This window comes from Geminicoccus sp. (assembly GCF_036263595.1).
In the GTDB taxonomy this organism is placed as follows: Bacteria; Pseudomonadota; Alphaproteobacteria; order Geminicoccales; family Geminicoccaceae; genus Geminicoccus.
In genome coordinates this window covers 13,957-34,278 of the sequence record NZ_DATAGQ010000071.1, presented here as the reverse complement: position 1 = coordinate 34,278, position 20,322 = coordinate 13,957, and the positions used below count along the sequence as shown (strand labels likewise).

The 20,322-nt window shown below is 66.2% G+C and carries 15 protein-coding genes and 1 pseudogene; 8 read left to right on the top strand and 8 right to left on the bottom strand.

Translation table 11 applies throughout. The features are described 5' to 3' along the window. Positions 1-139 precede the first annotated feature (139 nt). Positions 140-832, top strand: a pseudogene (locus VHL31_RS06220) (alpha/beta fold hydrolase); the annotation flags it as partial. 8 nt (positions 833-840) lie between these two features. Here the strand turns inward: VHL31_RS06220 and mnmA are convergent. Genes mnmA through VHL31_RS06200 form a run of 4 tightly spaced genes read right to left on the bottom strand, consistent with a single transcriptional unit; the run spans position 841 to position 3,845 of the window. After that, complete coding sequence (gene mnmA, locus VHL31_RS06215; RefSeq protein ID WP_329660343.1) at positions 841-1,959, bottom strand: tRNA 2-thiouridine(34) synthase MnmA; 1,119 nt, start codon at positions 1,957-1,959, stop codon at positions 841-843. A gap of 26 nt (positions 1,960-1,985) precedes the next feature. Next, positions 1,986-2,312, bottom strand: coding sequence for a 2Fe-2S iron-sulfur cluster-binding protein (locus tag VHL31_RS06210; protein ID WP_329660342.1), 327 nt, complete (start codon positions 2,310-2,312; stop codon positions 1,986-1,988). 3 nt (positions 2,313-2,315) lie between these two features. After that, on the bottom strand, positions 2,316-2,645 hold the full coding sequence (locus VHL31_RS06205; protein ID WP_329660341.1) for an iron-sulfur cluster assembly accessory protein: 330 nt from the start codon (positions 2,643-2,645) through the stop codon (positions 2,316-2,318). 48 nt (positions 2,646-2,693) lie between these two features. Next, on the bottom strand, positions 2,694-3,845 hold the full coding sequence (locus tag VHL31_RS06200) for a cysteine desulfurase family protein (protein WP_329660340.1): 1,152 nt from the start codon (positions 3,843-3,845) through the stop codon (positions 2,694-2,696). Between the two features lie 295 nt (positions 3,846-4,140). Here VHL31_RS06200 and VHL31_RS06195 point away from each other — a divergent pair, with 295 nt between their 5' ends. Both VHL31_RS06195 and tyrS read left to right on the top strand, forming a co-directional pair. Further along, complete coding sequence (locus VHL31_RS06195; RefSeq protein ID WP_329660339.1) at positions 4,141-4,812, top strand: alpha/beta hydrolase; 672 nt, start codon at positions 4,141-4,143, stop codon at positions 4,810-4,812. A gap of 67 nt (positions 4,813-4,879) precedes the next feature. Continuing rightward, positions 4,880-6,121 (top strand): tyrosine--tRNA ligase, encoded by a 1,242-nt coding sequence (gene tyrS / locus VHL31_RS06190; protein WP_329660338.1) that lies wholly within the window; start codon positions 4,880-4,882, stop codon positions 6,119-6,121. Here the strand turns inward: tyrS and VHL31_RS06185 are convergent. Next, a complete protein-coding gene (locus tag VHL31_RS06185) occupies positions 6,118-8,415 on the bottom strand; it encodes an AsmA-like C-terminal domain-containing protein (protein WP_329660337.1) in 2,298 nt (765 codons plus the stop codon). The two genes, tyrS and VHL31_RS06185, sit on opposite strands and share 4 nt — an antisense overlap. A 100-nt stretch (positions 8,416-8,515) precedes the next feature. On the opposite strand from VHL31_RS06185, the gene VHL31_RS06180 reads away from it, so the two are divergent. The 3 genes from VHL31_RS06180 to VHL31_RS06170 are packed head-to-tail and all read left to right on the top strand — an operon-like array spanning position 8,516 to position 12,581. Continuing rightward, positions 8,516-11,455 carry a bifunctional [glutamine synthetase] adenylyltransferase/[glutamine synthetase]-adenylyl-L-tyrosine phosphorylase gene (locus VHL31_RS06180; protein WP_329660336.1) on the top strand — a complete coding sequence of 980 codons (2,940 nt, stop codon included), beginning with the start codon at positions 8,516-8,518 and terminating at the stop codon, positions 11,453-11,455. Then, the gene (locus tag VHL31_RS06175; protein WP_329660335.1) at positions 11,452-11,922 is read left to right on the top strand and encodes a peroxiredoxin; all 471 of its coding nucleotides are present in this window, start codon (positions 11,452-11,454) and stop codon (positions 11,920-11,922) included. The genes VHL31_RS06180 and VHL31_RS06175 overlap by 4 nt, the downstream gene beginning before the upstream one ends. After that, positions 11,919-12,581, top strand: coding sequence for a class I SAM-dependent methyltransferase (locus VHL31_RS06170; protein WP_329660334.1), 663 nt, complete (start codon positions 11,919-11,921; stop codon positions 12,579-12,581). The genes VHL31_RS06175 and VHL31_RS06170 overlap by 4 nt, the downstream gene beginning before the upstream one ends. Before the next feature lie 3 nt (positions 12,582-12,584). Here the strand turns inward: VHL31_RS06170 and VHL31_RS06165 are convergent, their stop codons facing one another. Both VHL31_RS06165 and VHL31_RS06160 read right to left on the bottom strand, forming a co-directional pair. Beyond that, positions 12,585-13,313 carry a DsbA family protein gene (locus tag VHL31_RS06165; protein ID WP_329660333.1) on the bottom strand — a complete coding sequence of 243 codons (729 nt, stop codon included), beginning with the start codon at positions 13,311-13,313 and terminating at the stop codon, positions 12,585-12,587. Between the two features lie 23 nt (positions 13,314-13,336). Then, on the bottom strand, positions 13,337-14,707 hold the full coding sequence (locus tag VHL31_RS06160) for a M48 family metalloprotease (protein ID WP_329660332.1): 1,371 nt from the start codon (positions 14,705-14,707) through the stop codon (positions 13,337-13,339). Positions 14,708-14,725: 18 nt separating this feature from the next. Here VHL31_RS06160 and VHL31_RS06155 point away from each other — a divergent pair, with 18 nt between their 5' ends. Then, on the top strand, positions 14,726-15,898 hold the full coding sequence (locus VHL31_RS06155; RefSeq protein ID WP_329660331.1) for a pyridoxal phosphate-dependent aminotransferase: 1,173 nt from the start codon (positions 14,726-14,728) through the stop codon (positions 15,896-15,898). Between the two features lie 11 nt (positions 15,899-15,909). Here the strand turns inward: VHL31_RS06155 and VHL31_RS06150 are convergent, their stop codons facing one another. After that, entirely contained in the window at positions 15,910-18,459 is a 2,550-nt protein-coding gene (locus VHL31_RS06150; RefSeq protein WP_329660330.1) for an Rne/Rng family ribonuclease, read from the bottom strand. 500 nt (positions 18,460-18,959) lie between these two features. Between VHL31_RS06150 and VHL31_RS06145 the strand changes: the two genes are divergently transcribed. Further along, complete coding sequence (locus VHL31_RS06145) at positions 18,960-20,207, top strand: N-acetylmuramoyl-L-alanine amidase (protein ID WP_329660329.1); 1,248 nt, start codon at positions 18,960-18,962, stop codon at positions 20,205-20,207. Positions 20,208-20,322: the final 115 nt, after the last annotated feature.

The following is a 20,322-nucleotide window of genomic DNA, read 5'->3' as shown; positions in this document are numbered from 1 at the left end:
ACCCGACGCGCTCAGTGCCACGTAACGCTCATCCAGGTCGAACAACCCAGGTGATCCACCCATCGCTGCTGCCCTCCCGCTGCCAGCAGAAGCGAATCACATCCCAGATCGCACGGCTAGGTTCTTCAAACCGTCCTTATGCAAGTCGACCAAGCCAGCCGCCTATCAGTACAGCTTCGAGCAGCTGGCTGCGAATACCCATGCGCTACTTCTGGCCCGAGGCATCGAGAAGGCGACGGTATTGGGCCACTCCATGGGCGGCATGCTGGCGGCACGCTACGCGCTGATGTTCCCGGATCAGGTCGAGCAACTGGTGCTGGTCAACCCGCTCGGCCTGGAGGATTGGCGCTTGAAGGGCGTGCCACCGGCCAGCGTCGATGCAGCCTACCAGAACGAACTGACGACCAGCTTCGACAGCATCAAGGCCTACCAGAGGAAGTTCTACTACAACGGCGAGTGGAAGCCAGAGTACGATCGTTGGGTGGAGATGCTGGCCGGCATGTATGCCGGTGATGGCAAGGAGCTCGTCGCCTGGAACCAGGCGCTGACGTCCGACATGATCTACACGCAGCCGGTGATCCACGAGTTCAGCCGAATCCGGCTGAAGACCCTGCTGCTGATTGGCAGCCTCGATCGCACCGCGCCTGGCGGCAATCGTGCATCGCCCGAGGTCGCCGAGCGATTGGGCCGGTATGCGGAGCTTGGCCCGGAAGCCGCGCAGATCATCCCCGACGCCGAACTGGTGGAGTTCCCGGACCTGGGCCACTCACCTCAGGTCGAAGCGCCCGACCGATTTCACCAGGCATTGTTGAAGGGTCTGGACCAGCACTGACCGCGCGGTCAGCTTGTCGCGCGCTCGATCCAGCCGCCGCCGATCAGCCGCGTGCCATCATACAGCACACAGGCCTGTCCACGGGCGATGCCGACCTGCGGCTCGTCAAAGCTCACCTCGACATGACCAGCCTCGTCCCAACTGAGGGCCGCCGCCTGCGCCGGCTCATTGTAGCGATGCTTCGCCATCACGCTGACCGGCAGCCAGCCGTTCTCCCAGGACCCTACCAGATGCAGCCGGTCGAGCATGGCGCTGCGCATGGCAGCCCTTGCCCTGGGCGCGATCCGCACCCGTCGGGTGACCGGGTCGATCTCGGTGACGTACATGCGTTCCGCTGCGGCCACGCCCAGCCCACGGCGCTGCCCGACCGTGACGCCGGCGATGCCCCGGTGCCGACCCAGCACCTTGCCTTCATCGTTCACGATCTCGCCGGGCTGGCCGGCATCGGGCCGGATCGACGTGACGATGCTGGCATGATCGCCACTCGGCACGAAGCAGATGTCCTGGCTCTCCGCCTTCGCCGCCACCGGCAGACCCAGCCGCTGCGCATGCGCCCGCGTCTCGGTCTTGGTCATGGCACCCAAGGGGAAGCGCAGCCGAGCGAGCTGCTCGTCGGTGGTCGCAAACAGGAAATAGCTCTGGTCCTTGGCCTGATCCCGGCCGCGATGGAGTTCGGCGCCACCCTGGACGGGGACGCGGCGGACATAGTGCCCGGTCACCAGGGCCGCGGCACCGAGTTCGACGGCGCTGTCGAGAAGATCGCCAAACTTGATCCGCTCGTTGCAGCGGACGCAGGGAATAGGCGTCCGGCCCGCGGCATAGCTGTCGGCAAACTCGTCGATCACCGCGCGACGGAAGCGCTCCTCGTAATCAAGCACGAAGTGCGGGATGCCCAGCCTGTCCGCAACTGCACGGGCGTCACGGATGTCCCTCCCTGCACAGCAGCTGCCAGCCCGACCGACCGCCTGGCCATGGTCGTAGAGCTGCATGGTAATACCGACCACCTCGTAGCCTGCCTCGACCAGCAGGCCGGCGCAGACCGAGCTGTCCACGCCCCCCGACATGGCGACCACGACGCGTGCGCCGGGCGGCAGGTCCAGTTCGGCCAGATGAGGGTGAGCGTCCACGTGACAGGTCCAGGCGAATGTCTAGATCAGGTGCCGAGCAGGCTCGAGCGGGGAACGTCTACGGTGATGCCATTCAAGCCGTCGTTCAGCTTGACCTGGCAACCCAGGCGGGAGGTAGGCCGCCAATCCGTTGCCAGATCGAGCATATCCTCTTCCTCGGCCGACGGCGGGGGCAGCTTGTCGAACCAGCCTTCATCCACATGCAGGTGACAGGTCGCGCAGGCCATATTGCCACCGCAAGCCCCTTCGAGATCGACCGACGCATCCCGCGATGCATCCAGTAGCGTCGTTCCGGCAGCAACGGCCACGCGGCGCTCGCTACCGTCGGGAAGGCGGAACCGTATGTCGATCATGCGTCAGACGTGGAAGCTCTCGCCGCAGCCGCAGCGGCCCTTCTCGTTCGGATTGTTGAACACGAACGACGAGCCGAGCTTGTCCTCGACGAAGTCGACTTCCGTTCCGTTCACATATTGCAGCGCACTGGAATCGATCACGAAGGTCACGCCGGCGACCTCGATGGTCTGGTCCGCCGCAGCTATCTCCCTCGCAAAATCGAGCGAGTAGCTCCAGCCCGAGCAACCGCGCGGTTTCACCGCTAGCTTGATGCCTGCCGCATCTGCCTGCGTCGCGAGCAGCTCCTTCGCCCGGTCTGCCGCTCTTTGCGTGATGCTCAGTGCCTGTGCCATCCGTCCCGCCACCTACCATGCGGCCGGAACCTCGGCCCGGCCAAGACCTCATGTCGCAACTGCACGGGCATTCGGCAAGGGAGAACGACGTTCTTTGGAGCCGATCGAGCCTGAGGCCGCAATCCTTGCGAAGATCGTGGCGAACCGGTCGAGATCCGCCTCGGTCGTCGTCCAGCCCAGGCTGATCCGGATGGCGCAACCTGCCTCCGCCTCCAGCCCCATCGCCGTCAGCACGTGCGATGGGCCGACCTTGCCGGACGAGCAAGCGGCCCCGGCACTCACCGCAGCACCCGCCAAGTCCAGCGCGATCACCTGCAGCTCTGCCGACCGGCCGGGTGTTATCAGACTGGTGATGTGCGGCGCGCGGGTCGCGTCGCCCCCGGCGATCCAGCTGGTGGGGCTGAGGTCGAGTAGCAGGGACTCGAGCCTGTCACCGAGGCCAGCCAGCCGGCTCGGCTCACATGGATCCAGCCTTCGCACCGCCTCGGCGAAGCCCAGGATCGCAGGCAGGTTATGGGTCCCCGCCCGACGGCGTCCCTCCTGCCCTCCGCCCCGCAGCCTGGGCGGGACAGCTAGTCCGGACCTCGCGACCAGGGCACCGATGCCGGCCGGGCCGCCGACCTTGTGCCCGGAAATCGTCAGCATGTCGCAGCCGAGATCATCCAGCCTCACACGTTCCAGCTTGCCCAGCGCCTGCACTGCGTCGACATGGAGCATCACGCCGGTCTCGCGACAGCGGTCGGCGATCGCCCGGCAGTCCTGCAGGACGCCGGTCTCGTTGTTCACCAGCATGACCGAGAGCAGCGACGGCCGGTCCTGGGCAAGGATGCGGTCCAGGGCGCCAAGGTCGATCCTGCCGGCACGGTCGACGGGAACCCGCCGAGCATGTGGAACCGCTTCCAGCACGGATGCATGCTCGACCGCCGATACCGCGACACCCACTGCGCCCGTCGCCTGCACGGCGAGATTGTTGGCCTCGGTGCCGCCGGAGGTGAAGATCACCTGATCCGGCTCTGCGCCGGTGACCTCGGCCACGGTAGTACGCGCTTCCTCGAGCATGCGCCGGGCGGCGCGTCCCTCCCCGTGCACCGAAGCCGGGTTGCCAAGGCGCCCGAGCGCTTCGGTTATCGTCGCGATGACCTCCGGTCGTACGGGAGTCGTTGCGGCGTGGTCCAGGTAGACGCGGGAGCTAGTGGACATGCGCCCCTTCACGCGAGTCGATGTCCACGAGGCCGCTCAGCAATGTCTTGAACATCGAGCGCTCCTCGCGCTACACAGCCGGCGATCGTGCGTCGGGATGTCCGCGGCCCAGCGCCGTGCTTGCGTCATGACGCGGCACGAGGCGTACCGCGGTGATCTCACGTTCATCCGATCGTGCCCGCCACGGTCACGAAAGTATAGGAACGTCCCAAGACGGCTGCAATGCTCCGCCCGCTGCTCGACCGAGCAGGAGGAGAGGGCATCTCCGGCCGTTCCGATGGTAGCGGAGCTCTAAATGCCTGAGGTGATCTTCAACGGTTCGGATGGCCGACTGGAGGGCCGTTACGTCCACGGTGAAGGGCCGACCTCCCCGCTCGCGGTCATCCTTCATCCGCACCCGCTGCATGGCGGGACGATGAACAACCGCATCGTCTATTCTCTCTTCCAGATGTATGTGCGCCGCGGCTTTTCCGTGCTGCGCTTCAACTTCCGGGGTGTCGGCCGGTCCCAGGGATCGTTCGATCACGGGCAGGGGGAGTTGCGGGACGCGGCCGCGGCCCTGGACTGGATGCAGCTGCACAACCCGAACGCGGCGGGTGTCTGGGTTGCCGGTTTCGGCTTCGGCGCCTGGATCGCGATGCAGCTCCTGATGCGCCGGCCTGAAGTGGTCGGGTTCATCTCCGCCGGGCTGCCGGCGAACATCTACGACTTCGGGTTCCTGGCACCCTGCCCGTCCTCGGGCCTGATCGTGCATGGCGAGCGTGACGTGGTGACGCCGGTCGAATCCGTGCACAAGCTGGTCAACAAGCTCAGCCAGCAGCGCGGCATCACGATCGACTTCGATCTGATCGAAGGGGCTGATCACTCGTTCAGCCAGCACATGGACCACTTCAACGGGACCTGCGAGCACTATATGGACCGTCGCATGAACCGCATCCCCGGCGAGGCCCTGCTCACCGCCCGCTGATCCCGCGCCATGGTCGGGCCGACCGGCCATGGCGAGCCAACCATTCCTTTTCGATGAAGCCAGACAAGTGACCGGTCACCGCTCCGAACTCCTGCGCGAGCTGCATGCGCGTGGTTTCGTCCACCAATGCACTGATGAGAGCGCCTTCGACGAGGCGACGGCATCGGCAGCGATCACCGGCTATATTGGGTTCGACTGCACGGCGCCCAGCCTGCATGTCGGCAACCTCGTCTCGATCATGCTCCTGCGCACGCTCCAGCGCTTCGGCCATCGGCCGGTGGCCCTGGTCGGCGGTGGCACCACCCTGGTCGGCGACCCGTCCGGCAAGGACGAGCTGCGCAAGATCCAGACCGCGGAGAGCCTGGAAGCCAACAAGGCCGGGATCCGCGCCTCCCTCGCGCGCTTCCTGGATTTCGGCCCCGGCAAGACCACGATGGTCGACAATGCCGAGTGGCTCCTGAAGCTGAACTACCTGGAGTTCCTGCGCGACTACGGCCGCCATTTCACCATCAACCGCATGCTGACCTTCGACAGCGTGCGGCTGCGCCTGGAACGCGAGCAACCCCTCACCTTCCTGGAATTCAACTACATGCTGCTCCAGGCCTACGACTTCCTGGAACTGTCGCGCCGTCATGGCGTCCGGCTCCAGATGGGCGGCTCGGACCAGTGGGGCAACATCGTCAACGGTGTCGAACTCGGACGGCGGGTCGACAACGTGCAGTTGTTCGGCCTGACGACGCCACTGATCACGACGGCGTCGGGCGAGAAGATGGGCAAGTCGGCCGGCAACGCGGTCTGGCTGAACGATTCGATGCTGCCGCCTTTCGATTACTGGCAGTTCTGGCGCAACACCGAAGATCGGGATGTCGGCCGGTTCCTGCGGCTCTACACGGAGCTCCCGCTGGACGAGGTGGCGAGGCTGGAGCGCCTGGAAGGCGTCGAGCTGAACGAGGCCAAGGCCGTGCTGGCCACCGAGGCCACGGCCCTCTGCCATGGTCGCGAGGCAGCGGAGAAGGCGAGGCTGCAGGCTCAAGGCGTGTTCGGCGGCGGCGATCGCGACGCGCTGCCGGTGGTGGACGTCGTCCTGGACGATGGAGTCGAGCATGTCGCACTGCCCGAACTGTTCAGGCTAGCCGGTCTTGCCGCCAGCAACGGTGAGGCACGCCGGCTCATCCAGGGCGGGGGCGCCAAGGTGGAAGACCAAGCCCTTTCCGACCCGCAGCAGACGGTCGGGCGGGCGCAACTGGTCGACGGGCTGAAGCTGTCAGCCGGGAAGAAGCGGCACGTCCTGGTGCGTACAAGGGGCTAGCGTTCGCGCGGGGGCTCGATCGACCGGAGCAGGTCGCGGATCGAGCCCGGCAGGAGCACCGAGCTGGCGGCAAGCTTCACGTCTGGGGCATCCAAGGTTCCACTGATCGTCAGCTCGGCGTTGATCGCTCCCAGGCCTTTCGCGCCACCGAGAATTCGTCCGAGGATCGGGATCTGGCCGACGAACCGGTTCAGCGGATAGAGCGGCGTCGCCTCGCCACTCATGGCGATGCCCCTCGTGTCCCGATCGATCGTCCCGCTGAGACGCAGGCCCAGCACGCTGCCAGTCATGCGGGCCTGCTCGATCGTGATCACCGGGCCATCGATGGCGAACGGAATCACGATCTTTCGGAACGGCGTGAGCTCGTTGCCGCTCATGCGCACCTGGGTCCTTGCGAGGTCGATCCGACCGTTGGCGATCACCTTCGGGATCTGGTGCGTCACGGCCGCCTCGACCTTGAGCTGGCCGCCGACCAGCGCATCGCCAGCGCCGAGCGCCTGCAGGAGCCGGCCAGCATCAGGCGCCATGAGGTCGAGCCGATGCGCGTTCTGCTCAGGTGCCAGGACGAACTTTCCGGGGCCACCCAGGTCGAAGTCGAGAAACACGTCTGAGAAACCGTGCCCGCCGCGCTGCACATGCCCCTTCACGCCGCGAATCGGATCACCTCGCGTCTGCAGTTCATCGATGTAGATTTCCAGATCGAGACGAGTTGGTGGCGCCGGACGGGCCTCATCGGCCGGTGGATCGTCGCTCGTTTCCTCGTCAGGCGGCATCTGGATACGCTTGGCGGCAATGGACCCGCCGACCGCGGCCTCTGGACCCAGCAGCAGGTCGCCGACCAGGTCCATGCGTGGCGTCAGGAGCTGGTCGAGGCGCAGCGAGATTTTGCCACCCTCGGGCCGGAGATGCCCCGCTACGCGCTGTTCACCCGTCTCGAGATCGAAACGCTCGACCGACCAGTCGTCATGCCCGGCGACCCTGCTCTCGATGGTGATCTGGCCGGGCACTCCCTCGGGTTTGTATAGCCCGGAGATTTCCTCCTCGATCGACAGGTCTAGCAGGTCGGCGTCGACCCGGGCGTGCCACACAGGAGGTTCGCCTGCGGTGAGCACGGCCACCGTCTGCGCCCTGCCCTTGATCGCCTCCGGCAGATCAAAGCCGAAGTGCGTGATCAAGGCTTGATCCACCGGACCTCGCAATTCGATTCGTCGTGGCTGGCCGGTACCACGCCACCGGTCGGTCATGGCCACGTGTATCGGCGTGCCGAACAGATGAGCACGGCCGTTCATCTCGATCGCTCCGTCCCTGACGGAGAAAGTGCCTGCGCCCTGGGTCAGGTCGATCGGCATGGGCACGTGCAGACGCCCGGAAAGGTTCCGATAGCGGCCATTCGCTCGAATCTCGACCGCCTCGGCCGGGATGTTGTCCACCAGGGGAAGGCCCAACGTGAGGAAGCCACTGACCACACCCCGCAGGGAACGGACCTCGACAAGGTCGCGGGGCACCAGGGCGAGCGGTGGGTCGCTAAAGAGCTGGTACATGCCGCCCGCAGGTCCGGAGATCTGGCTCTTGAGCAGCAGGCGGGACGGCACATCGTCGAGGATATGGTCGATGGTCACGTCCACCGACTGCGCCGTCAGTCCGGCACCCGTGACTTTCGGTGCGGTTACATGAAGGACCCCCTGGTTCAGAACCACATGCGCCGTCTCGCCAGTGACGGAGGGAAGCCCGTTGGGTAGCTGGATCGTCGGGTTCCTCGACTGGATGTCGAGGTTGATGTCGTCCGGTCCGACCTCGTTGAAACGATAGTCCAGCGTGCCCCTTTCGATCGTGCCGCTCCGCACGATGGCACCGACCTGGGTCCGGGCCTCGCTTGCCAGAGCCTCGGGCCAGGCTGCCAGGAGGGTACGCGCATCGGCATCCACCACCTCCAGCTTCGCTGCGCGCAGCTCGAACGGCAGGGTCACCTGCAGCACGAGGCGCTCTGCCCGCGCGGGGGCATCTCCACCCACGGAGATGGGACCTGCCGTGAGGACAAAGCCACCGTCTTCCCCAATAGCCCGTGCGAGCTCCAGCCTCTCCACATCCACCGGCCGCCCCACCCGCTCCTCAAGGGGAGCCTTCAGCCATGGCACCAACGGTTGCAGCGAGATCGGCCCTTGCTGCAGCAGGATGAACAGGCCGATCACCAGCGCCGCAACCAGGACCACCACCACGGCCAGCGCGGCGCCGGCCGCCTGAAGAAGACCCCATGTTCGCCCTGATGGCTTGCGACGGGACAATGCCAGGCTCAAGTTACCCTCGCTTTGGCCAGAACTACCCGACACGCGGGCGAGGCACTGCTCGACGGATCGGGAGGCATATCGGAAAGGACGGCGAGCTCACGTGCCAACCTTGCATCCTCCACGCGTCCATGATCCAGCGTCCCTGGCCCGACATCGTGCACGGCTGAAGCGCGCCGTCGAGGCCGATCCTGAGCCCGGCCGCCGAAAGCATCTACAGGAGGTCCTGGACGATCCGCGGCATGCTGCCCTCATCGACGGCATGCTGTCGGGTAGCCCGTTTCTGGCCGAGCTGGCCGCGGAACTGCCGCAGGTTCTGGTCCGAACCTTGGTCGACGGCGCCGAGCCGGTCCTGGTCGCAGCCCGGGCCGAATTGGCCAGGCCGGAACACATGGTGGATCGGCAGCGGCTCATGAGCGGCCTGAGGCGTGCGCGCAAATGGGTGGCCCTGGCCACGGCGGTGGCCGATCTGTCGGGTAGATGGACGCTCGAGCAGGTGACCGAGGCGCTGACCGGCTTCGCTGACCTGGCGATCGACCGCTCGCTTCACCGCCTGCTGCTCGATGCTGCGGATCGGCGGGAGATCGTGCTGGATCCCGGCGAGCCGGTGGCACGCAGCGGGCTGATCGTGCTGGGGATGGGCAAGCATGGTGCGGGCGAGCTGAACTACAGCTCAGACCTCGACCTGATCGTACTGATCGAGCCCAGTCAGTTCCGCGTCACCGGTGGTGCCACCGTGATGGGGTTGGCATCGCGGATCGTACGCGGGCTGGAGTACGTCCTCCAGGAAAAGACCAGGGACGGCTACGTGTTCCGTCTTGATTTCCGGCTGCGTCCCCACCCGCCGGGCCATCCACTGGCGCTGCCAGTCGAGGACGCGGAGCAGTATTACGAGCGCCATGGCCAGAACTGGGAGCGCGCCGCCATGATCAAGGCGAGGCCGGTGGCCGGCGACCTGGAGGCCGGTGCGCACTTCCTCTCACATCTGCGGCCCTATCTGTGGCGCAAGCACCTGGACTATGCGGCGATCGCCGACATTCACTCGATCAAGCGGCAGATCAACGCGCACCGCGGCTTTTCCGAGATCGCGGTGCTCGGGCACGACGTGAAGGTCGGGCGTGGCGGCATTCGCGAGGTCGAGTTCTTCGCGCAGACCCAGCAGCTGATCCTGGGCGGCCGGGATCCCGGATTGCGCAGTCCCAGAACGGTGGAAGCGCTGGAGACCCTGGCTGCCTCGCGATGGATGGAATTGGACGCGGCCTCCGAGATGATCGCGAGCTACCGCTACCTCCGCCAGGTCGAGCATCGCCTCCAGATGGTCCAGGATCAGCAGACCCAGCGACTGCCCGATCGGCCCGATCGCTTTGCTGCCTTCGCCGCGTTCGCCGGTCACGGGTCGCCGGAAAGCTTTGCGCATGACCTGGAAGAGACATTCCGTACGGTCGAGCGGCACTACGCCGCGCTGTTCGAGACCAGCCCGGATCTGGGTGCTGGCGCCTCCCTGGTTTTCACCGGCACCGAGGATGACCCGGCGACGATCGAGCATCTCTCGGCCCTGGGCTTCAGCGATCCGACCGCTGTCAGCCGTCGCATCCGTGACTGGCATCATGGCCATGTCCGCGCCACCCGGACGGTGCGCGCCCGGGAGCTCCTGACCGAACTGATGCCGGCCCTCCTGCAGGCGTTCGGAAGGACGCCGGACGTCAATGCCGCCTTCGCGCTGTTCGACCGGTTCATCACCAACCTGCCGTCCGGCGTGCAAATCTTCTCCCTCCTGCGCGCGAACCCAAAGCTGCTGCGGCTCATCGTCGACCTGACCGGCGCCGCACCGAAGCTGGCCTCGCATCTGGCGGCCCACACGGACCTCTTGGATGCCATGCTGGCACCTGACTTCCTGGAACCCCTGCCCGGTCCGGACCAGTTGGAGGCTGAGATGACCCATCGCCTCCAGGATGGGCGCGACCTGCAGGACAAGCTCGACCTGATCCGGCGCTGGGCTCATGGCCGGCAGTTCCAGGCCGGGCTGCACATCCTCCTGGGCGTCACCCCGGCCGAGCGAGCCTGCCTGATGCTCTCCGACATCGCCGAGATCACGGTGGCTACGCTGCTTCCCGAGGCGGAGGAATGGCTGATCGGCCAGCACGGCCGCGTCCCCTACGCGCGTTTCTGCGTGCTGGGCCTGGGCAAGTTCGGCTCCCGCGAATTGACCATTGGCTCCGACCTCGACCTGATCTTCGTCTATGACGCCGCCCAGGATGCGGTATCCGACGGCTCACGATCGGTGCCAGCCGGTGTCTACTTCTCGCGACTGGCCAACCGGCTCACCAGCGCGATCTCTGCGCGGACCAGCGAGGGGGCGCTGTTCGAGATCGACATGCGACTGCGACCATCCGGCAATACCGGTCCCGTCGCTACCAGGCTGCACCATTTTATTCACTACCAAAATCAGACCGCCGCTACCTGGGAACAGCAGGCCCTCACGCGCGCTCGCGTCGTGGCTGGCGACGCATCGCTTGCCGCTGAGGTCGAGCAGGCGATCGAGCATGTCCTGTTCCGCCAGCGCGACCTGGGAAGCCTGGCGCGAGACGTCCGCGCGATGCGCCTGAGGATCTTCAAGGAGCATGGTAGCGACGATCCGTGGAACCTGAAGCATGTCCGCGGCGGGATTGTGGAGATCGAGTTCCTGGCTCAGTTCCTGCAGCTGGCCCATCTGCACCGGCACCCGCCGATCCGGGACTGCTCGACGCCGGCCGTTCTTGCCAAGGCGGCCGCTGCGGGACTGCTTTCGCCTCAGGAGGGGCAGGCCCTGGACGAGGCTTGGCGGCTGATGATCCGGCTGTTCGCGACGCTGCGCCTTTCCCAGGACGAGAAGACCATGCCGAAGAGCGCGCCAGCCGCCATGCAGGAGGCGTTGCTGCGCGCGATCGATCCACTGGGAGAATCGGGTGTTCCCAACGAGATCGGCCTATTGCAGCTGCGGCTTGTTGAAAGCCAGACGGCCGTGCGCCACATCTTCGACCGTCTGGTTGGTGCAGAGGGAGCAAGCTCGTGAGCCTTTCCGCCGGTGATGCGGTCCCCGAGTTCGACCTGCCTGCCGATGGCGGCGGACGCATCAGTTCGGCCGCGCTGAAGGGCAAGCCCTACATCCTCTATCTCTACCCCAAGGACGACACGCCAGGCTGCACCAAGGAAGCCCAGGGCTTCGCGTCATTCTACCAGGAGTTCCAGGATCTCGGCGTCGAGATCGTCGGCATCTCCAAGGACAGCGTCGCCAGCCATGACAAGTTCAAGGAGAAGTATTGCCTGACCTTCCCGCTCGCATCGGATGAGGAAGGCACGTTCATCGAAGCGGTGGGCTCCTGGGTCGAGAAGTCGATGTACGGCAAGAAGTACATGGGCATCGACCGCTCGACATTCTTGGTCGACGGGGACGGCCGGATCGTGCGCGCCTGGCGCAGCGTCAAGGTACCGGGCCACGCCGACGAAGTGCTTGCCGCTGCCAAGGGTCTGACGAGTTGAGTACCCGCACCATCGGCCTGTCCGACGACCTTGCTGCCTACGTGGCCAAGGTCGGCGTACGCGAGCATCCTGCCCAGGCGGCACTGCGCGAGGAGACTGACCGTCTGGAGCATGGCGGTATGCGGACCTCGCCCGAGGCGGCAGCGCTGATCGGCTTCCTGATCGAGACGATCGGAGCGAAACGAGTCCTTGAGGTCGGATGCTTCACCGGCCATGGCACGCTTGCCATGGCCCTGGCCATGCCCGAAGACGGCCAGGTCGTCACGCTGGACGTCAATCGTCAGTGGCAGGAGCTTGGCCGACGGCATTGGGATGCTGCCGGCGTGGGCGGGAAGATAGAATTCCGGGAAGGCCCGGCGCTCACCTCGCTCGATGCCCTCCTGGAGGACGGCGAGGCCGAACGGTTCGACTTGGCCTTGATCGACGCGGACAAGAAGTCCTACCCGGACTATCTCGACCGCTGCTGCCGTCTGGTCCGGCGCGGTGGGTTGATCGTCCTCGACAATACGCTCTGGGACGGGCGCGTGGCGGATCCTTCCGACAACAGCCGCCAGGCCAGGACGCTGCGCTGCCTGAATGCGCTGCTCCATGCCGACGAGCGGTTTGCCGCCGTGCTACTGCCGGTGGGCGATGGGCTGACGCTGCTCCGGCGGCGCTGACGCTTAGCCCTGCTCGCGTACGCCGGCGATCATACTCTCCAGCTGTTCCAGCGGCACCGCTCCCGGCAAGATCTCGCCACCCAGGACGAAGGCTGGCGTGCCACGCAGCCCCAATTGGCGGGCCAATTGCATGTCCTCCGCCAGCACCTGATCGGTCGCCGCCGAGTCCATGTCGGCCTGGAGCTTGTCCATGTCGAGCCCGAGCTTCGCGGCGATGGCCTGCACGCCTGTCACCGAAATGTCCTCGCTCTCCATGAGCGCCACGTGCATGTCCCAGTAGCGTCCCTGGTTGCGCGCGGCGATGGCGGCCCGCGCAGCAACCACGGAATCCGGCCCCAGGATCGGGAACTCCTTCAGGACGAACCGCACACCCTTGTCCTTCACGAGCAGGTCGCGGAGTGCCGGCATCATCCGTCGGCAGTAGCCGCAATGGTAGTCCATGAACTCGACCAAGGTGACGTCGCCGTTCGGATTGGCGGCAACCTCGGCCGCCGTTCCCTTCAGCGCCTCGGCGTTCTCGCTCACCGCCAGCTTGGCCTGCTCGGCCTCCTGGGCCTCGCGTTTGGCCTGCAGCGACTGCAGGGCTTCCATCACGATCTCCGGCTCGCGCTGCAACAGGTCGCGCACCACCTGTTCGATGGCTGTCCGATCCTCTGGAGTGGAAGGTTCGGCCAGGGCCGGCGTCACACCAATTGAGAGCATGGCGGCGAGAAGGAGATGCTGGACGCGCAAGTCGGGTACTCCAGGAAGGAAGATCAGCCGAGCGACCGCCTCGGTCGCGGATTGCGGGCATCGGGCGGTAACGCCTCGATGGCAGCCTGCAGGTCCTGCAGCTTGAAGAACTGCGGGTCGCCAGGCTGGACGAGTTGGGAAGCACGAATGGCATAACGGCGTGCGTCGTCAAAGCGGCCGATGACGAGACTGAACTCGGCCATCGCAATTGTCGCGGCACCTTCGTTGCCGAGCTTGCCCTCCGTTGTCGCCAGGAGCCGGAACGCCTCGGCATTCTCGGGCTCCGCAACCGTCGCATCGACCAGTTGCTGACGCGCCTCCTTGAGCTGGGCCGGGTCGTACGTATCTATCATCGCCTTGGCGAGGCCCAGCTTCAAAAGGGCACTGCCGGGCAAGAGGGCCAGTGCTTGGCGATAGGGCTCGATCGCGTCGAAGGTGCGCCCGTTCTCGTAGAGCATCTGTCCCTCGAGCTCGTGGAAGTACGGATCGTCCGGATAGTCCGATACCAGTGCCCGGATCTCCTTCAGCGCCTCGTTGAGCTTGGGGAGGCGGTAGAGGGCGATGGCCATGGCATAGCGCCCCGGCACCGAGCGGTCGTCCTTCCACCTTTCCAACGCGTCGGACGGTTGCGAAAGGAAGGCATCGAGCTTCGCACGCATCCGCTCGTGACGTTCCAGGGCGCCGCCGCTCATCCGCACCTTCGCGAACCTGGATTTTTGGACTTGGTTCTCCAGGAACTCGATGCGCGAGCGTGTCAGCGGATGGGTCTGGAGCCAGGGGTCCGCTTGGCGGCTCAGGCGAAGATCATCGCTTTCCAGGATCTCGAAGAACTGCAGGAGGCCCACCGGGCTCTGTCCGACTTCGCCCAAGAACCTAGTGGCGGCCTGGTCAGCCGCCTGCTCCTGTGTCCGGCTGAACTTCAGGAAACCGCCCTGGGCCACGGTCAGGCCGCCGGCCAGAGCGGCGATGCCCAGCTGTGGTGCACCGGCAACCGCAGCCGCGGCACCCAGAAGGGCACCCAGCAGTGCTTGGCTGCCGGCATTCTCCATCGCGATCCTGGCCCGGCTCAGATGGCCACCCGCGATATGGCCAGTCTCATGCGCGATGATCCCGGCCAGCTGGTCCGGAGTCTCGGTGCGGATCAGGAGGCCCGAATTCAGGAACAGATTCTGCCCGCCTGCGACGAACGCGTTCAGCGAGTTGTCGTTGACGATGTAAATGGTGATGGAGGAGGGATCGAGCCCGGCCGCCCGGAAGATCGGGTCGGCCAGGTCGCGGAGCGTCGTCTCGATCTCGACGTCCCGCAGCAGGAGCATGGCGTTGGCTGCACGCAGCGGCGCCGCAAGCAACATCGACACCAGCACGAGCAAGCCGAGGAACCGGTAGGAGAACATGCCCGATGAGGACTGCCGATGAGCGCTGATTTGCCCGTATCGCGCCGAAGCGCCGTTCCGCCGTTCCTGGTGATGGATGTAGTGGTCGAGGCGAGACGGCTGGAAGCGGCCGGCAGGGATATCGTGCACCTTGAGATCGGCGAACCCGGCGGCGGTCCCCCTGCCCTGGCACGACAGGCTGCCGTGCGCACCTTGGACGGAGCCGGAGGCGACCTTGGCTATGCCCCGGCCATGGGACTGCCCGACCTGCGCCGGCGCATCGCCAGCCACTACCAAGACTGGTACGGCGTGACCGTCGATCCTGCCCGGATCGCGGTCACGAGCGGTGCGTCTGGCGGCTTCGTCCTGGCGTTCCTGGCAGCCTTCGACGCTGGCGCCCGCGTGGTCGTCACGGATCCCAGCTATCCCTGCTACCGCAACGTCATGGCGGCACTCGGCATCGAGCCAGTCCGCATCACCACTGGTCCGGCTGACGGCTTCCAGCCGACTCCGGCCGAACTGGATGCCGTACCCGGCCGGATCGACGGCCTCATCCTGCAGAGCCCGGCCAACCCCACCGGCACCATGCTGGACGACACACGGCTGGCGGCCCTTGCCGAATGGGCCCGCCTGCGCGGCGTACGACTGATTGTCGACGAGATCTACCAAGGCATCACCTACGAGGTGCCATCCACCACCGTCCTCAAGGTCGAACCACAGGCGGTCGTCGTCAACAGCTTCTCGAAATTCTGGGCGATGACCGGCTGGAGGGTTGGATGGCTGGTGCTGCCGGAGAACATGGTACGCCCGGTCGAGCGTCTGGCGCAGAACATGTTCATCTCGACGTCCACCATCTCCCAGACCGCCGCCAAGGCCGCTATGGACGCCGAGGCGGAGCTGCGCCCGAGGGTCGACCACTACCGGCACAACCGGGATCTCCTGAAGAGCATGCTACACGCCGTGGGTCTCCAGCGCATCGCGCCCCCGGATGGGGCATTCTATCTTTGGGTCGACGTACGGCCGACGGGTCTGCCGGCGACCACGCTGGCCGGCCGTCTTCTCCATGACGCCCATGTCGCCGTCACGCCCGGAGTCGACTTCGACCCCGTCGAGGGCGAGCATTGGATCCGCCTGTCCTTCGCGGGCCCGACAGAACGGGTCGCCATCGGGGCGGAGCGGCTTGCGGCCGCCCTCGCCCCGATGCTTCGCTGACAGGAGACCGTTCAGCTGCCGGTCAACCGGTTCCACCAGCCACGCCGAACCGGCTTGGCCGAAGCCTCGGCAGCCGGCGCCGGCGCTTCCGAGGGCGTCGGCGTGTCGGCAACCGCAAGTTCGGGCTGGCGGTCTTCCTCCGCCGGGACTGCCGTCACGGGCTCGGCGGCCGGCGACGCAGCCGGTGCCTGCGCTGCCGGCTCCGGCATGGGCTCGGATGCAGTCGCCTCGACCGGCTCCGGCTTGGGCCTTGCGGTGCGACGGCGTGTTGGCTTCGCCACTGCCTGGGTGGCGCTAGCCGGCTCCGCCTCGGCCGGTGCCCGCGACTTGGCAGCCGCCCTGCTGCGGCCACGTGCAGGCGCCTTGGCGGGCTGCTCCTCCACAGGAGCTTCGGCTGGCGCCTTGCGGGCACGGGTCCGCCGCTTCGGCTTCTCGGCGACGGTCTCCGGCTGCTCCATTGCAGGTGCCTGGGCCTCGGCAGCCTCCGGGACGATCAGCTCGACCGGCAGCGGAACGACCGGCAGCTCCTCGGCGACAGGCATTTCAGCGGGAGCCTCGGCGATGGCTGCCTCGGCCGCCTCCTCGGTCTCTTCTTCCCCGTCACCCTCGTCCGCTTCGGCGCTGTCGAGAGCCTGCTCGAAGCCCGCCGACTGACCGTTGGCACGATCACCGCCGCGACGGCGGCGACGACGGCGACGGCGGCGCTTCTTTCCACCTTCATCAGTCTCGTCACCAGGGGCGTCAGCCGTCACGGGAGCGACGATGGCATCGGCCGGCTCGTCGGCCTCCGCCTCGACGGTCGGCTGGTCTTCCAGCCGAGGTGCATGCCGATGCGGACGGTCAGGGCGACGCTCGCGCTTCTCGCGGCGGCGCTCGACCAGCTCGGCCTCTTCTTCCTCCACCTCCACGGCGTCCACCGGCTCGTCCTCCTCGACGGGCGCGGTGGCGAGGCTGGCGGGTGGCGGCACCTCGATCGGCTTCTCGCGGCGCTCAAGGCGCTCGACACCGACCTCGCCCGGAATCATCTGTCCATCGGAGTCGATCAGCACACGCATCTGGTACCGCTGTTCCAGATGCACCAACGCGTCCCGCTTCTGGTTGAGGAGGTAGTAGGCGACCACACCCGGCACGACGAGGCGCATCACCGCCGTCTCTCCGGCGATACCGGCCTCCTGGACACGGCGCAGGGCCTGCAAGGCGCAGGATTCGGTAGAGCGTACGACACCCAGCCCATGGCAGACTGGGCAGGTCTGCGTCGAGAGCTCCTGCAGGGACGGCCGCATCCGCTGGCGGGACAGCTCGAGCAGGCCGAACTGGCTGATCTTGCCGATCTGCAGCCTGGCGCGATCCATCTTGAGCGCGTCGCGCAGCCGCCGCTCGACCTGACGCTCGTGGCGCTGGTCGGCCATGTCGATGAAGTCGATGACGATCAGACCGGCCAGATCGCGCAGCCGCATCTGCCGTGCCACCTCGTCGGCAGCTTCCAGGTTGGTCTTGAGCGCCGTCTCGTCGATGTGGCGCTCGCGCGTGGCACGACCCGAGTTCACGTCGATGGCGGTAAGCGCCTCTGTCGTGTGGATCACGATCGTGCCGCCCGAGGGCAGCTCGACCTTGGGCATGTGCATCGCGTCGAGCTGGTCCTCGACGGCATGATGGATGAAGAGGGGGATTTCCTCCCGGTACTGCTTCACCCGGCGCGAGCGGGACGGCATCAGCATGGTCATGATGCGACGGGCCTGCTTGTAGGCCTCGTCGCCCTCGACCAGCACCTCGTCGATGTCGCGGGTATAGAGATCGCGCATCGCCCGCTTCACGAGGTCGCCTTCCTCGTAGATCAGCGAAGGCGCCATGCTTTTCAGCGTGGTCTCGCGAATGTCTTCCCACTGGCGGAGAAGATACTCGTAGTCGCGCCTGATCTCCGCCTTGGTCCGTTCCTGGCCGGCCGTGCGAATGATCAGGCCCATGCCTTTGGGCACTTCAAGTTCGGCGGCCACTTCCTTCAGGCGGCGGCGATCCTCGGCGTCCTCGATCTTGCGGCTGATCCCGCCGCCGCGCGGCGTGTTCGGCATCAGCACACAGTAGCGGCCGGCCAGCGACAGGTAGGTGGTGAGCGCGGCACCCTTGGTACCGCGCTCTTCCTTGACGACCTGCACCAGCATGATCTGCCGGCGCTTGATCACTTCCTGGATCTTATAGGAGCGCAGGAGCCGTGCACGCTTGCGGGCCAAGTCCGCATCGTCGTCATCGTCGTCCTGGCCATTGCCCTCGCCCTCGTCGGCGCTGGCGACGTTCTCGAGCGTGGCGCGGTCGGCCTGAGGGATCTGGAAGTAGTCGGGATGGATTTCCGAAAACGCCAGGAAGCCATGGCGATTGCCGCCATACTCGACAAAGGCCGCTTGGAGCGACGGCTCTACGCGAGTCACTTTGGCGAGATAGACGTTTCCCTTGATCTGCTTCTTCGTGGACGATTCGAAATCGAAATCGACCAGTTGCTCATCATTGAGGACGACGACCCGGGTCTCCTCCGGGTGGCCAGCATCGATCAACATACGTCGCGTCATCGAGCGAAATCTCCGCACGTATCGATCGCGGCGACTCGGCGCGCACGACCACGTGCTGTTGTAGGCCCGCGCGCTTTTCGGCACGCGAAACGGGTTGGCTCGCATGCGCCAGCGCACGCGAGACGACGGTGGCCACACATGCTCCACCTGACGAATCGACCGCCGCACTTCTGCGGGGTTCGTCGTTCGGGTGGATGACAGCGTGGTGCATTGCGTTCAGGAATGAGGGCAGGCTGCGGATCAAGCCGGCAGCGATGCCTGTTGGTTGAGATGCGGCATCATCGGCGCTATCCGAAAGCCGGGCTGCGACATCTCGCTGAAGCCACGGCAAACGGGACCGTATCCGCTCACACGCACGGGACTATAGAACCATCGACCCGCTGCCTCAATCATCAAGAAATCGCAATGACATCGGCGCCGCCCGCAGCCGAAACGCACCTGCGACGACATGGGGTGGAGCGACGTTTCTCCTCCTTATGCTCACGCTACTGGTCGCATCGTTGCCGGCCCGCGCAGCCGAGACCCTGATCTCCGGCCTGCGCTTTGGCATGCATGACGCCCACACCCGGATCGTCTTGGATCTGGATGCCAATGTTCCTTCCGAGACGAATCTGTCGCCGGATCGGACCAAGCTGGAGGTGATCGTTCCGCAGGCGCGCTGGGCAATCGGACTCGGCAAGCTGCCCAGGCCGCGGGGCTTGGTCGCTGCCTGGACGACCAGCACGTCCCCTGGTGCGGCCAGCCTCTCCGTCGACCTGAAGGGTGCTGCACGCATGGCACGCACCGAGCTCCTGCTGCCTTCAGCCGACTCCCGGTTCTACCGGCTGGTCATCGACGTGACGCCAGGCAGGGCGCCAACCCTCGCCCTGCCGAAGACCGTGGCCCTGCCTGCCGGGAAGACCGACGCCAGCCCACCCGCGATCCCGCCGCCGCCCACGTCGAAGCTCGTGCCGCCAGTCAAGGCCAAGGGAACGGTGCAGATCGCCGCCGCGCCGGCGGCTCGCATGCCAGAGGCACTGCAGCCGCCGGCGAGGAAGGATCCCCCGCCAGCGCCGTCAGGCCTCAAGCCGCTGATCGTGATCGACCCCGGCCACGGCGGCAGGGATCCGGGTGCGATCGGTGCAGACAAGACGCTGGAGAAGACGGTCACGCTCAGGGTCGCGAAGGCGATCCGTTCGCGGCTTGAGAAGTCCGGGCGCTACCGGGTGGCCATGACGCGGGAAACCGATGTCGCGGTCCCGCTGCGCCAGCGGATCGCATTCGCGCGCAGTGCTGGCGGGTCAATCTTCATCTCCATCCATGCCGACAGCCTGGGCCGCAACTCGGAGATGCGTGGCGCGTCGGTGTATACGCTCTCGGACAGGGCCTCGGACAGCGAGGCGGCGAGCCTTGCGCAAAAGGAGAACAAAGCCGATATCGTGAGTGGCCTGGACCTGACCGACCAGGACCCGATCGTCAGCGAGATCCTGATCGACTTGGCCCTGCGCGACGCCACGAACCGCTCGATCGGTTTTGCCGACCATCTGGTGGCCGAGCTGGCCAAGGTTACACCGCTGGTCAAGCGGACGCGGCGCTTCGCGGGCTTCGTCGTGCTGAAGTCACCGGACACGCCGAGCGTGCTTTTGGAACTGGGCTTCCTGTCCAACCGGAGCGACGAGCGGCGGCTGACCGACCCAGCCCATCACCGCAAGGTCGCGAATGCAACCCTGAAGGCCCTGGATGCCTATTTCGGCGCCGTGGGCGGCTGAGCATGCGAGGAGCCGACGACATGGCCAGCACAATTGAGCCGAAGCGCCGGATCGGATAGCTTGCCGGCCGATCACGATCATCGCAGTGCGGGTCCGGCGGCTGCATCGCCACAGG